General features: G+C 61.0%; 15 protein-coding genes. 9 read left to right on the forward strand and 6 right to left on the reverse strand.

Annotated elements, in window-relative coordinates; genetic code table 11:
• Nucleotides 1-76: 76 nt before the first annotated feature.
• Nucleotides 77-1,009, forward strand: coding sequence for an AraC family transcriptional regulator (locus B8115_RS21890; protein WP_010630009.1), 933 nt, complete (start codon nt 77-79; stop codon nt 1,007-1,009).
• Nucleotides 1,010-1,099: 90 nt separating this feature from the next.
• Here B8115_RS21890 and B8115_RS21895 read toward each other — a convergent pair whose 3' ends face one another.
• The gene (locus tag B8115_RS21895) at nt 1,100-1,507 is read right to left on the reverse strand and encodes a helix-turn-helix domain-containing protein (protein WP_010630010.1); all 408 of its coding nucleotides are present in this window, start codon (nt 1,505-1,507) and stop codon (nt 1,100-1,102) included.
• A 103-nt stretch (nt 1,508-1,610) separates the two neighbouring features.
• Here B8115_RS21895 and B8115_RS21900 point away from each other — a divergent pair, with 103 nt between their 5' ends.
• Nucleotides 1,611-2,531, forward strand: coding sequence for an NmrA/HSCARG family protein (locus B8115_RS21900; protein WP_010630011.1), 921 nt, complete (start codon nt 1,611-1,613; stop codon nt 2,529-2,531).
• 291 nt (nt 2,532-2,822) lie between these two features.
• On the opposite strand, the gene B8115_RS21905 is transcribed toward B8115_RS21900, so the two are convergent.
• Complete coding sequence (locus tag B8115_RS21905) at nt 2,823-3,710, reverse strand: LysR family transcriptional regulator (RefSeq protein ID WP_010630012.1); 888 nt, start codon at nt 3,708-3,710, stop codon at nt 2,823-2,825.
• 105 nt (nt 3,711-3,815) lie between these two features.
• On the opposite strand from B8115_RS21905, the gene B8115_RS21910 reads away from it, so the two are divergent.
• Nucleotides 3,816-4,466, forward strand: coding sequence for a glutathione S-transferase family protein (locus B8115_RS21910; RefSeq protein ID WP_238539251.1), 651 nt, complete (start codon nt 3,816-3,818; stop codon nt 4,464-4,466).
• 30 nt (nt 4,467-4,496) lie between these two features.
• Nucleotides 4,497-4,913, forward strand: coding sequence for a VOC family protein (locus tag B8115_RS21915; protein WP_010630014.1), 417 nt, complete (start codon nt 4,497-4,499; stop codon nt 4,911-4,913).
• A gap of 113 nt (nt 4,914-5,026) precedes the next feature.
• On the opposite strand, the gene B8115_RS21920 is transcribed toward B8115_RS21915, so the two are convergent.
• Complete coding sequence (locus tag B8115_RS21920; protein WP_010630015.1) at nt 5,027-5,962, reverse strand: aromatic alcohol reductase; 936 nt, start codon at nt 5,960-5,962, stop codon at nt 5,027-5,029.
• 262 nt (nt 5,963-6,224) lie between these two features.
• On the opposite strand from B8115_RS21920, the gene B8115_RS21925 reads away from it, so the two are divergent.
• The 4 genes from B8115_RS21925 to B8115_RS21940 all read left to right on the forward strand — a co-directional run bounded on the left by B8115_RS21925 (nt 6,225) and on the right by B8115_RS21940 (nt 9,691).
• A complete protein-coding gene (locus tag B8115_RS21925; RefSeq protein ID WP_010630016.1) occupies nt 6,225-7,160 on the forward strand; it encodes a LysR family transcriptional regulator in 936 nt (311 codons plus the stop codon).
• A gap of 137 nt (nt 7,161-7,297) precedes the next feature.
• Entirely contained in the window at nt 7,298-8,284 is a 987-nt protein-coding gene (locus B8115_RS21930) for a GTP-binding protein (RefSeq protein ID WP_010630017.1), read from the forward strand.
• Nucleotides 8,281-9,297 (forward strand): WD40 repeat domain-containing protein, encoded by a 1,017-nt coding sequence (locus B8115_RS21935; RefSeq protein ID WP_010630018.1) that lies wholly within the window; start codon nt 8,281-8,283, stop codon nt 9,295-9,297. Before B8115_RS21930 ends, B8115_RS21935 begins: the two co-directional genes overlap by 4 nt.
• A gap of 28 nt (nt 9,298-9,325) precedes the next feature.
• A complete protein-coding gene (locus B8115_RS21940; RefSeq protein WP_010630019.1) occupies nt 9,326-9,691 on the forward strand; it encodes a hypothetical protein in 366 nt (121 codons plus the stop codon).
• 67 nt (nt 9,692-9,758) lie between these two features.
• Here B8115_RS21940 and B8115_RS21945 read toward each other — a convergent pair whose 3' ends face one another.
• Nucleotides 9,759-10,733, reverse strand: a complete 975-nt coding sequence (locus B8115_RS21945; protein ID WP_026038311.1) for an NAD(P)-dependent oxidoreductase — start codon at nt 10,731-10,733, stop codon at nt 9,759-9,761.
• 104 nt (nt 10,734-10,837) lie between these two features.
• Here B8115_RS21945 and B8115_RS21950 point away from each other — a divergent pair, with 104 nt between their 5' ends.
• Complete coding sequence (locus B8115_RS21950) at nt 10,838-11,401, forward strand: TetR/AcrR family transcriptional regulator (RefSeq protein ID WP_010630021.1); 564 nt, start codon at nt 10,838-10,840, stop codon at nt 11,399-11,401.
• A gap of 61 nt (nt 11,402-11,462) precedes the next feature.
• On the opposite strand, the gene B8115_RS21955 is transcribed toward B8115_RS21950, so the two are convergent.
• Both B8115_RS21955 and vapB read right to left on the reverse strand, forming a co-directional pair.
• On the reverse strand, nt 11,463-11,876 hold the full coding sequence (locus B8115_RS21955; RefSeq protein WP_026038312.1) for a type II toxin-antitoxin system VapC family toxin: 414 nt from the start codon (nt 11,874-11,876) through the stop codon (nt 11,463-11,465).
• Nucleotides 11,873-12,103 carry a type II toxin-antitoxin system VapB family antitoxin gene (gene vapB, locus B8115_RS21960; protein WP_010630023.1) on the reverse strand — a complete coding sequence of 77 codons (231 nt, stop codon included), beginning with the start codon at nt 12,101-12,103 and terminating at the stop codon, nt 11,873-11,875. Before vapB ends, B8115_RS21955 begins: the two co-directional genes overlap by 4 nt.
• Between the last annotated feature and the right edge of the window lie 99 nt (nt 12,104-12,202).

The raw sequence follows: 12,202 nt of genomic DNA on the forward strand, positions 1-12,202 counted from the left end.
GGCGATGCCACTCGTTGCCACTGACTGAACCCGCCCCTTCGCGCAACAGACAAGCCGCAATGCGGGAGTAAAGCATATGGATTCACTCAAAGACGCTGTCTGGACCTATGCCAGACGTCACGCCAAGCGCGACGGCCTGGCGACAACCCCGGTGCCAGGCCTACGCATAATGAGTCTCGAGGCGCCGGCCAGCGACCTACACTCAGTTTATCGACCTTTGATTTGCCTGATACTGCAAGGTGCGAAGCTCTCGATCATAGGGAATGAAGAGCGGCTCTTCTCTGCTGGCCAATCTGTCATTGTGAGCGCTGACATGCCGGTCGTGGGGCGAGTCGTACAGGCGAGCCAGAGCGAGCCCTATCTGGCAGTCTCGATCGAACTGGAAATGGCGAGCTTGCGCGAACTCTCCGCCCACATGGATAGCACCTGCTCGCAGCGCTCGTCTGAAATGGTGACACTATTTGTCGAAGACACCGAAGCCGCGCTGCTCGATTGTGCATTGAGATTGATGCGCCTGCTGGATCAACCCGAAGCCATACCGCTGCTACGCCCTGGGATCATGCGGGAATTGCATTTCTGGCTGCTGTCGGGTCCTCACGGTACTGCCTTGCGCTCGCTTGTCGATCCCAACAGTCACGCAAGCCGCCTAGCTGCCGCCATTGCGATTCTGAGAGCCGAGTACCGGTCTCGCCTGCCCGTGGAGCGACTGGCGGCAGAAGCCAGTATGAGTCTTAGCTCGTTTCACAAGCACTTCAAGCACATGACCTCGCTGGCACCAGGGCAATACCAGAAGCGTCTGCGCTTGATCGAAGCGCGCCGCCTGATGCTTGACGAGGGCTTCTCGGCCAGCAACGCCGCCTTCGCGGTGGGCTACGAGAGCGTATCGCAGTTCACGCGTGATTACGGCCGCCTGTACCAGGCTCCACCAAAGCGCGACGTACTGCGTACCCTGAGGCCTGCTGAGTACGCTGGCCAAGACGTAACCATGTTGCAGCCTACAAGCGCTTGAATCAGAAAAGGTGGCAGACGGGAGCCGTGCCGACCGGCAGTTACGGACGCAAACACGCCCATGCAGCGAGCGTTGCGTGCGATCGGACACCTAGTCGCTTCTGGCCGCATCATACCGCTGACGGGCTTGCTCGATCGCCCGCCAGTTGTCTCTGATCCAGCCGGTAAACCCCTCAAGCGCCGGTAGCATCGTGTTGCCCATCGGCGTCAGTTCGTACTCGACGCGCGGCGGAACCTCGGCGAAGTAATGGCGTATCACCAAACCGTCGCGCTCCAGGTTGCGGAGCGTGAGGGTAAGCATACGCTGCGAAATGTCCGGGATCCCATTCTTGATCTCGGAGAACCGCAGCGCCCTGGCAGGCTCCAATGCAAGAATGCTCATCACGAGGATGGTCCATTTGTCGCCAAGCCTCGCCAGAACGCTATTTGGCGCGCATGGCGTGAGGACCGGTCCCTTCTTCGTCTCGATGTACGGCCGACCGTGAATGGTCTTCTCCATGGGTTATCTCCTGGTAACCGGCAGACAAAAATGTGCCGTCTTGTACAAGACTCCTGGTGGTGCCAAATTGTAACTTCCAATAGTCACGGAAAGGAACTTTAAGATGACAGACGAAAAGACCGTGCTCGTGTTCGGCGCCACTGGACAACAGGGAGGAGCGGTTGCGAGGGCGCTCAGGAGCACCGGATGGCGTGTCAGAGCACTTGTCCGGGAACCGGCCAGCGAGAAGGCAAAGGTGCTTGAAGCCACTGGCGTCGAACTTTACCGGGGCGACTTCACGAATGCCGCATCCATCGAAACGGCGATGTCGGGCGTTTACGGCGTCTTCAGCGTGCAGCCCAGTTCTGGGCAAGGCGCGGCCTATGGCGTCACCGACGAAGAGGAGGTTCGCTACGGCAAGACCATTGCCGACATAGCCGTGAAACATGCCATCCGGCATTTCGTCTATACCTCCGCCGCCGCCGCTGGCAAAGGCGCCACCGGACTGGGACATTTCGATAGCAAAACGGAAATCGAGGAGCATATTCGTGGCCTGCCCATTCGTAGCACGATCGTGCGGCCGGCCGCCTTCATGGAGATGCTGATGCTGCCGGGCATGGGCCTGGACCAGGGAACGTTCAACTTCTTCATGCGGCCCGATCAATCTATGCAGTTCATCGCGGCCGACGACATCGGGAAGATCGTCGCTTCGACTTTCGCCGATCCCGAGCGCTTTGCGGGCCAGACCATCGAGATTGCGGGGGACGAGGTCACCGGAAGCGGAATGCAGGAGACGCTCAGCCGAGCGGCAGGCAGGGCGATCGCATACAGTCGCTTCCCTGACAGTCTCCTTGAACAGGATGCGTTCCTCGGACGGCTGGCAGCGCTCGTTGACGACGGCAGATGCGCCGGAGCGGCGGATATTGGCGCGCTCCGCGGGAATTTCGGCGCGCTGACCACCCTCGATGCATGGCTCTCCGGTCCCGGCAGGCCGCTTCTTGACGCCGCCTTGCAGGCGCAGGACGCGCCAGTGGCACTCCGCTGAGCCTTTTCTCAATCGCGGACGCCGACACCTGTGTATTGGCGTCCGCGCCTTCATCTCCCACAACGTCCTTCACGCGTGTATATGGCCGCCTGTTCCAGGCACCGCCGAAGCGCGACGCACTGCGCCTGCACACATAGGCACAGCAAGCGCTGGCGCCGCTCACCGACACACTCGACGAATCGGATCAGCGGCTCCTTCAGGGCCTGCTTCAGCGCATGCTCGAAGGCCGGGGGAGCTAAGGCGAAAGTAAGGCGAAAGCTTGCCTGGCACGAACTCAGTGCCACCCACCAGCTATAGCGACACCCCCTGCAAGTGCTGCCTGGCGGCATCGATGAAGGCGCGCACGTTCGGGTGGTCCCGGCGGCCGCTCTGGAACAGCAGTGAAATGGGCAGCGCGGGGGCGGTGTCATCGCTCAGGATGGTTTCGAGCCGCCCTGCCGTGACATCCTCGGCGATCTGATAAGAGAGCGTGCGCACCACGCCGAGCCCGGCGACCGCAGCGGCAATGGCGGCGTCCACGTGGTTGACCGACAGCCTGGCAGGACGCCCCGCACGCCGGGCCTCGTCGAAGCCCAGCCCACGCTGCGATACCGCCTCATCCTCGATCAAAATCAGGTCATGCTCGCGCAGCTCGGCCAGCGAGTTAGGCCTGCCACGTTCCGCGAGATAGGCCGGGCTCGCGCTCAGCACCCGCCGCACCTGGCCGATTCTCAGCATGTGCAGCGAGCTGTCCGGCAGCTCGGCGATGCGCACCGCAACGTCGACGCCCTCCTCCACCAGACGCACCACCCGATCCAGCAGCAGCAGCCGAACCTGCAGCTCGGGATGCTGCCGCAGCAGCTCCACCACCACCGGCAACACATGCAGCCGGCCGAACATCACCGGCGCCGTCACCGTCAGGGTGCCGCGGGGCGCCGAGCGATTGCCGCGCACGCTGTCGAATGCCCCATCGATCTCGGCCAGCCCCGCCCGACATCGCTCCAGAAACAGCGCGCCCTCCTCGGTCAGCCGAACGCTGCGCGTGGTGCGCCTCAGCAGCTGAACGCCAAGGCTCGCCTCCAGCGCCGCGATGGTCCGCGTCACGGTGGTGGGTGACATGCTCAGCCGCCGCCCCGCCTCGGCAAAGCTCGATTGCTCCGCCACGCAGATGAAGGTCCTCAGCGTTCGCAGCCTGTCCATCGCGCCTCCTCGCCCTCGCCAGCCCGCCATTGAGCATTATCGTCGAAAACCGCAATGATGAAGTGCGATTTTGACGGATTCTCTCAACCAAGGGCGAGAGCCAGAATGCGAAGGACGGACATGAACCCCGAGGACAACCGCATGAAGCTCTACCATTTCCCACTCTCAGGCCACGCGCATCGCGCCGCGCTGTTCCTTTCCCTCACCGGAGTCGAGCACGAATTGATCGAGGTCGATCTCGCCGCCGGCGCCCACAAGCAGCCGGAATTTCTCGCCCTCAATGCCTTTGGCGAAGTGCCGGTGCTCGACGACGACGGCACCGTCATCGCCGATTCACTGGCGATTCTCGTCTACGTGGCCAGGAAGGTCGGCCCATCCCATTGGCTGCCGTCCGATCCCGCCGACGAAGCGCGGGTGCAGCGCTGGCTCTCGGTGGCGGCCGGCAAGATCGCCTACGGCGCCTGCGCCGCCCGGCTGATCACCGTGTTCGGCGCCCCCTTCCGTGTCGAAGAGGTGATCGAGCGCGCCCACGCCACCCTCGCCGTGATGGAAAAGACGCTGGAAGGCCAGCGCTGGATCGCCGGTACGGCCCAGCCCACCATCGCCGACGTTGCGCTCTACAGCTACGTGGAACGCGCCCCCGAAGGCAACGTGGACCTCTCCGGCTACCCGAGCGTGCGGGCCTGGCTGCGCCAGATCGAAAGCCTGCCCGGCTTCGTCCCTTTCCAACGCACCCGAGCCGGGCTCGAAGCCTGAACCCAGCCCTTTTCACCAGGAGTCATTACCATGCATTTCGACACCCTACGCCTCGACCATATCGGCATTCGCGTCACCGATCTCGCCATCGCCGAAGCCTTCTACGCCAAGCTGGGCTTCCTGCGCGATCCCGAAGAGTTTTCCCCCGAGGCCAAGGCCAGCGGGCTCGTGCACCCCACCGGTATGCGCATCCACCTGATCTACAACGGCGAGCCCGCCGAAGTGGGCAACGTGCTCCTCGACGCCCCGATCAAGCGGCCCGGCTACACCCACGCCGCCTTCATCGTCGAGAGCATGGACGAACTGGTGGCCTGGCTGGCACGCGAGGAGATCGAGATCACCGAAGGGCCGGTCACCATGGGCCACGGACGCCGCAGCGTCTGCTTTATCCGCGACCCCGATCTGAATGTACTGGAGTTCAACGAGATCCTGCCGCAGCGGCACTGACACACTCGGCGCTCTCAGCACTCTCAGCATCCTCAGCAAGGCATGCTAAATGCCGTATGGGGCCATAGATGGCCCCATACGATTGCAAGTCTCCTGTCGCTTCAAAATGACGGTCAGCGCTTATCGCGCAAATGACGATGGAGCCATGCTCTCACGTCGACAGTGTCAATGCCTTTTGCATGATTATACGTTTTCGATTCTTCCCACCACATGCCCGTACCGAGAGCAAAGGCCTTGCGGTAGCGAAGCATGACATCATCCGGCGCCTGAGAGAGTTGCTCATCGAGCTCTTCAAGGGATAACGCAACGCGCTTGACGGCCTTTCCCGTTGCCTCTTCGACGATCGTAGCCAGTTGGCCGTATGAGAGGGTATCTCCTGCCACGAAGACCACTTCGTTGCGGATGCGGGGCTCTTCCAGGTATATCTCGGTCGTCAGAAGGCCGATATCCTCGGGAGTCGTGACGGTGACACGCGTATCCCAGCTTCCGAGTGCGCGGACGGTGCCGGCTTCCAGGTCAACGACACCGAAGTCAGGCTCGAACAGGAAGCTCGTGAACATACCTGTCGAGACGATGACCCACTCGGTGGCTTCCTGCGAGCGCAGCAGTTGTCTCACCTCGTATTGCTCGTCGAATACAGGTTGGCCACTCCCTTTTCCAACGAGGTCGTAATCGACCCCAAACTGCCAGGGAAAGTAGCGGTCGACACCAGCCTTCAAAACCGCCTGCGTAATCTTTGTCTGAGTTCCGGCTCCTGCCACGAACCCTGTACAGCAGATAACGGTTGAAAACTTTTCGAACATCTCGGCGAGGTTCTCCTCGGTTCCTTCAGAGAGGTCAAAGTGTAATATCTCGACCCCAAGGCTGCCGAGCACTCCTGTTATTTCCTGCTTATACTTATCCTGCGAAGTGGTGAAACCAGGCTCAACAAGGACGCTGACGGTATCAGGGCTGACCCTGGTGGCCAGGTTTTTGATCACTTGCATACCAAGCTGACCCGCCCCGAGGATAAGGATTTTTTCACGACTGGATTTTTCATTGATTGGCATGTGCCTCTCCTGAGATCGATGAGGTCTTCAAGTTACGGTGAAATCGGATGACTCAATAGAACACCACCCGAAAGATTCACATGCAGGATATGCGCTGGCGCGTAGATTTATAACAGCTCTCCCTGGAAAACAGAATGATAAAAACAGCAACAACGCACACTTTTATTGCCGTTTTTGGAAGTCAATTTTCCCGCAAATGAAATTAAACGCAGCTGCGTAATCGGTTATTCTGGTTGCTACAGGGAGCCAGGGAGCCCAGAACATGGATCGACTTCAAGCCATGCAGATATTCGTCCGTGTGGTTGAGATGCACGGCTTCAGTAAAGCCGCGGAGAACCTGGCCCTTCCCCCCTCGACGGTCACTCGCGCCATCAAGGAGCTGGAAAAGCACCTTGGCGTGAAACTGCTCCAGCGCACCACACGGCATTTGAACCTGACGCCCGATGGAAGTCTTTACTACGATCACTGCCGCCGACTACTGGCCGAACTGGAGACTGTCGAGGCTGGCCTCCGTGGCAGCGATGAACGGCTCAGAGGCAAGCTTCGAGTCGGCATGACAGCCTCGATGGCTAAGCTGTTCGTACTGCCTGCCATCAAGCCATTTCAGGCCCGTTACCCCGATGTGGAATTGACCCTGATCTTGAGCGACCGGACCGTGGAGCTGGTTCCTGAGGGTATCGACTGCGTCATTCGTGCCGGCGTACCTCAGGATTCTCTTACCCTGGTGGCGCGTCGCATTGCCAGCTTCGAATGGGTGACATGCGCCTCGCCCGAGTACCTCAAGGAACATGGTGAGCCGCATTCATTGGAAGATTTGAAACAGCACCATGCTGTCGGTTTTCTCTCCGGGCATCAGGGCCGCTCCATGGATTGGCGCTTCGTGGTCAACGATGAAGAGCGAGTCGTACGGATGAGCGAGCACCTGATCGTCAACGACACCGAGACCTACATCGCTTGCGGCTTGGAAGGCTTGGGGCTGATACGTGCGGCAAATTACATGGTGGCGCCGCACCTACGCAGCGGCCAGCTGCAGCGAGTGTTAGGCCACATTCAAGCGCCGAGCGTGCCCATATCGGTCTTGTACCCACACAACCGACACTTATCGCCCATCGTGCGGGCATTCGTGGATTGGCTCGGTGAGCTCATGCCACGTGCCGAGCGCCAGTGGCAGGTCGACAGCCCCGTTGCTCCGAAATGACCGTTCTCAGGAGAAACAAGGGGATGCGTCAGAGTCACTGACGCCCTCGCCGATGGCACCCCCGGCACGTGAGCCGCTTAGACGCTATGTTATAACGTACAGAGGGAATTCATTCGTTCACGACCTGGAGCCCCACCATGGCTAAAGTCCCGGTTACTGTCCTGACAGGCTATCTGGGAGCGGGCAAGACCACGCTGCTCAATCGCATCCTTTCCGAAGACCATGGCAAACGCTACGCCGTCATCGTCAATGAATTCGGCGAGCTGGGTATCGACAACGACCTGGTGGTGGGAGCTGACGAAGAAGTCTTCGAAATGAACAACGGCTGTATCTGCTGCACCGTGCGCGGTGATCTGATACGCATCATTTCAGGCCTGATGAAGCGCATCGACCGCTTCGACGCCATCATCATCGAAACCACCGGGCTGGCCGACCCCGCCCCCGTAGCCCAGACCTTCTTCGTCGATGACGACGTACGCAGCAAGACCGAGCTGGACGCCGTGGTGACCGTCGTCGATGCCAAGCACCTGCCGGCCCGGCTCGACGACAGCCCCGAAGCCGCCGAGCAGGTCGCCTTCGCCGACATCGTAGTGCTCAACAAGATCGACCTGATCGACGACGGCGAACGCCAGGCGTTGGAGCGACGCATCCGCGCGATCAACCCCTATACGCGGATCGTCGCCGCCAACCACTGCGACCTCCCCCTGGAGCAGGTGATCGGGCTGGGCGCCTTCGACCTGGAGCGGATCATCTCCCTGGAACCGGAGTTCCTTTCTGAGGAGCATGCCCACGAGCACGACGAACAGGTAACGAGCATCTCGCTGACGGCGACCCGCCCGCTGCTGCCCGAGCGATTCGACACCTGGATTTCCGAGGTGCTGCGCACCGACGGCGTCAACATCCTGCGCTGCAAAGGCATTCTCGACCTGCTGGGCCAGGAGCGGCGCTACGTTTTCCAGAGCGTGCACATGCTGGCAAACGGCACCTCGACTAAGCCCTGGCAGAGCGATGAAGCGCGCCACAGCCGCCTGGTGTTCATCGGTCGCGATCTCGATGCGAAAAAGCTCCAGGCGGGCTTCGATGCCTGCGTGTTCGACCCCCAGTTGGCCCGGGGGCAAGCATGAGCCAACCCGCACCGATCCTTGAGCAGCTGGGCCGCCAGTGGCAGTGGCCGGCCTATGTTCTCTCCGCCGGCTTCGATGCGTCGAACGACCTCGCCTTCGCCCTGAGCGACGGCAGCCTGCACCTGCTGCCCGCCGGGAGCCAGCAAGCGCCCGAGCGTATCGAAGTACATGATGGAATGACGCTGAGCCTGGCCGGCGCCCCCGGCGAGGGGTTTCTGAGCGGAGGTGACGACGGGCGCTTCGTGCGAATCGCCGTGGACGGCACCCTAAGCGAACTCGCCGCCTTCCCCGGGCGCTGGGTCGACCACGTCGCCAGCCATGCCAACGGGGTGCTCGCCTGCTCCGAGGGCAAGCGCCTGCACCTGTACGCGGAAGGACGCGACGAGATCGTGCGCGAGTTTCCCAGCACGGTGGGGGGCATCGGCTTCTCGCCGGACGGCCATCGGATCGCAGTGGCGCACTATGGCGGCGTCACCTTGTGCTCCACGCGCTCCGCCGACGCCACCCCAGTGCCACTGAAATGCCCCGGCTCGCACCTGTCAGTGACATGGAGCCCCAATGCGCGCTTCGTGCTCTCGGCCATGCAGGAAGATTGCATTCACGGCTGGCGGCTGGAAGACAAGGACGACCTCTTCATGAGTGGCTACGCCACCAAGGTAAAATCGTGGTCGTGGTTCCATGGCGGCCACTACCTGGCCACCAGCGGGTCGAATTGCGCCCCCTGCTGGCCGTTCAAGGGTCGCAAGGGCCCCCAGGGGCGTACCCCAGCAACGCCCGGCGACTCCACCAGCGCGATGGTCACGGCCGTGGCGGGGGACCCGAAGCGCCCCGTCCTCGGCATCGGCTACGACGACGGCCAGGTCACCGTGGCTGACGTCCAGAACGGCCAGGAAGCGATCGTCAAACCGCCGGGAGACGGCGCCATCACGACCATGGCGTGGTCGCCCAATGGCGCATGGCTCGCCTTCGGTACCGAAAAGGGGTTCGCGGGATTGCTTCCCGTGGCAGGCTAATGTTTTAGAGTGAGCGTTTGGAGAGTGAATGATTACCAAGAAAGAGCGCGGCAAGATGGAGCGACGACTGAGCACTGCGCTGACCCACGCCTGCGAGCAGGCCAAACCCCTGCTGCCCGGCTTCTGCTGGCTGACCCATGAAGTCGATTACCAGCGCTTTCCCGAGAGCCTAGTGGTGACCTGGGTGTTCGACACCCACCCCAACCTGGCGAATGCGCTCAAGGGCGATGCCCGGCGCCACATCGCTGACCTGACCGCCGAGGCACTGGCCGAGGCCGGCCTCGATGTCGGCGATGCCTCGCGGCATCTCGATTTCGACAGTGAAGAAGCCTGTGAACGAGAGCACGGTGGCGACTGGCAGCGCAGGCTACGCTCCAAGCCAACGAGGCATTGAATGGCGAAGAAGATCGAAAGCCCGTGCGTCTAGCGCTCTCCAGGCCAGCCGACTCTGGCCAGCGCTGTCAGGACTGCATGGCCGTGAGCCCCTGCTCCCTCGTAACGACCGGTCGATAGCCCAGCTCGCGCTGCGCTTTGCCTATGTCCACCGTGAAAGACTCACCGATCAAGCGCAGCATCTGACGCGTCATGGGGGGCTCACCCGGTCGTGAAAATGTGCGCCAGATCCACTCCATCATGGTGGCCATGACCCAGGCCACCGGCAGTGGTGCCGAAGCGCGCGGTGGCTCGATGCCACGCGTCTGCAGCAAACCCGAGATCACCTCTTTGAGCGTACTGTCCGCTCCGTCGCTGACGAAATAGGCTTCGCCGCCACGACCCTTTTCGAGGGCCAGTTCGAGCGCATGGCAAACGTTGTCGACGTGAGCGGTGGACATGGACTGCGAACCACCGCCCACCCAGCGGAACTGACCCGCGTTGACCGTCTCGATCATGTGATCCAGGGTTGGCATGCCGCGCCCCCAGATCATTGGCGGACGCACGACCACGGTTTCGAATGCCCCCGGGCGATTGGCACTCAGCACCAGCGCTTCGCTGCGCGCTTTGGAGGCGCTGTAGGGTGCCCAAGCTCGCTCCTGACGTGGCAGGGCCTCGTTCACGCGCAACATAGGCTCTCGGTCGCCCATTACGACCGCAGCTGCCCCCAGCTGTACGAAACGCTTGACCGATGCGCTTGCGGCAGCTTTCAGCAGGTTACTCGTACCTTGCACGTTTGCCCGCTCGAACTCAGCGGGGTCTCCCCACAACTTGAAGTGCGCTGCGACATGAATAACCATGTCGCAGCCTTGAACGGCAGCGGCCAATGAGGATGGATCTTCCAGCGAGCCGCGAACAGGCTCGGCACCCTGCGCACGGACGATGCGTAGAGAGTCTTCACTGCGTGCGAGCGCACGCACCTGCCACCCGTGAGAGAGTAAGATTTGGATGAGGCGGCTGCCTACAAAACCGGAACCGCCTGTGACTAGGCACTTGGATTTCATATGAGATCTTCCTTGTTGTAGATGCATGGCCATATAACACCGATACACTGAACGTATATCACCGCTATATTTCAGTCAAGCACTGAATTCTTGTGAGGCCAGCGATGGGCACTGAAACAAAAATTCTGGACGCGGCTGCGCAGCTGCTGGAGGCGCATGGTCCAGCAGGTCTGACGACTCGCACGGTCTGCGAAGTGGCGGGGGTCAAAGCGCCCACCCTCTACCACCACTTCGGCGACAAGGATGGGCTGGAGCGAGCACTCGTCAGGCGCGCTATGGCCGAGTTCATGCAGCGCAAACGTGCGCCTGCCGCCACGGCCGACTTGCTGGAGCAACTGCGCTTTGGTTGGGATGTTGCAGTGGAATTCGCGCTGGACAGACCTGCGCTATATGTCGTTTTCGCGCAACAGGTGCGCTCCCATCCAGAATTGGCGGCGGAGGGATATGCCTTGATGCGAGAGAAAGTGCAACGGTTGGTTGATACGGGCCGCTTCCGCTTGCCGGTAGACGCGGCCGCACGTGCTGTCTGGGCTGCCTCACAGGGAGCGCTGTCGCTGGTCGGGCAGAATATGGCGCGCAAGGACGTCGAAGCGACCAGCAGGTTGCTCTTCGACGCAGTCGTAAACGAGTTGTCGCAGCCGTCCCCGTCTACTCAGTCACCTTCTTGAACAAGAACGCCCCTCAAATCTTTCAGCGTACCGCCTTCCGGCGGTACGCAACGAAAGGCCGTCAATGGCACCAGTCTTCGTAAACCAAGGCTTTGATACGGCCGAATTCACGAACATTGTTGGTGACCAACGTACAGCCAGAGGCAATGGCGTGTCCTGCTATCGCCGTGTCGTTAGGTCCGATGGGTGTCCCAGCGCTAGCCAGCTCGCTCATCACCTCCACCGTCGCATCCACGGCTGGCTGATCCCACGCCAATACGGCATCAAGACGCATCACGAACTCATCGACCAACATCTTGTGCTTGGCTGATGCCTTCTTGCCAATTTGGCCATAACGCATCTCGGCGTAAGTGATGGCAGAAACGACTATCCGATTGCCCTTCTCAACTTCAGTGGCCAAGCGCTGGATCACCGATACTGGATGCTCACGCATGATGAATGAGCAAATGCATGTATCGAGCATGTAGGTCGTCACAGATGGAACCTACCTTCATCACTCAGAACTGTTGGCCGTTCTTGCAGGAAGTCGTCATCGGCTTTCGGCAGATCATGCAGAGACGCCCAGGAAGGCCGAACGGGGCGAAGGGTGATGACATCTCCCTCCCGCGTGATTTCCAGCTCTCTAATGCCTTCGTAGGCCATGTCGGCGGGCAGACGGACTGCCTGATTCTTGCCGTTCTTGAATATTGAGACGGTACGCATTTTTCTTACCCCGCGCATATGCTTTGCATAGGGCACTATAGTATCCGCGCCATGCATATGCAAGACCTATGCAAACAATGAATCGGACACCTGCCTACC

The sequence above is a fragment of the Halomonas sp. KM-1 genome (genome assembly GCF_000246875.1).
Lineage (GTDB): Bacteria > Pseudomonadota > Gammaproteobacteria > Pseudomonadales > Halomonadaceae > Halomonas > Halomonas aerodenitrificans.

What these genes read in the sequence shown, in the direction of transcription:
- B8115_RS21890 (WP_010630009.1), top strand. Translation starts at nt 77, where the DNA reads ATGGATTCACTCAAAGACGCTGTCTGGACCTATGCCAGACGTCACGCC.
- B8115_RS21895 (WP_010630010.1), bottom strand. Translation starts at nt 1,507, where the DNA reads ATGGAGAAGACCATTCACGGTCGGCCGTACATCGAGACGAAGAAGGGA.
- B8115_RS21900 (WP_010630011.1), top strand. Translation starts at nt 1,611, where the DNA reads ATGACAGACGAAAAGACCGTGCTCGTGTTCGGCGCCACTGGACAACAG.
- B8115_RS21905 (WP_010630012.1), bottom strand. Translation starts at nt 3,710, where the DNA reads ATGGACAGGCTGCGAACGCTGAGGACCTTCATCTGCGTGGCGGAGCAA.
- B8115_RS21910 (WP_238539251.1), top strand. Translation starts at nt 3,816, where the DNA reads ATGCGAAGGACGGACATGAACCCCGAGGACAACCGCATGAAGCTCTAC.
- B8115_RS21915 (WP_010630014.1), top strand. Translation starts at nt 4,497, where the DNA reads ATGCATTTCGACACCCTACGCCTCGACCATATCGGCATTCGCGTCACC.
- B8115_RS21920 (WP_010630015.1), bottom strand. Translation starts at nt 5,962, where the DNA reads ATGCCAATCAATGAAAAATCCAGTCGTGAAAAAATCCTTATCCTCGGG.
- B8115_RS21925 (WP_010630016.1), top strand. Translation starts at nt 6,225, where the DNA reads ATGGATCGACTTCAAGCCATGCAGATATTCGTCCGTGTGGTTGAGATG.
- B8115_RS21930 (WP_010630017.1), top strand. Translation starts at nt 7,298, where the DNA reads ATGGCTAAAGTCCCGGTTACTGTCCTGACAGGCTATCTGGGAGCGGGC.
- B8115_RS21935 (WP_010630018.1), top strand. Translation starts at nt 8,281, where the DNA reads ATGAGCCAACCCGCACCGATCCTTGAGCAGCTGGGCCGCCAGTGGCAG.
- B8115_RS21940 (WP_010630019.1), top strand. Translation starts at nt 9,326, where the DNA reads ATGATTACCAAGAAAGAGCGCGGCAAGATGGAGCGACGACTGAGCACT.
- B8115_RS21945 (WP_026038311.1), bottom strand. Translation starts at nt 10,733, where the DNA reads ATGAAATCCAAGTGCCTAGTCACAGGCGGTTCCGGTTTTGTAGGCAGC.
- B8115_RS21950 (WP_010630021.1), top strand. Translation starts at nt 10,838, where the DNA reads ATGGGCACTGAAACAAAAATTCTGGACGCGGCTGCGCAGCTGCTGGAG.
- vapB (WP_010630023.1), bottom strand. Translation starts at nt 12,103, where the DNA reads ATGCGTACCGTCTCAATATTCAAGAACGGCAAGAATCAGGCAGTCCGT.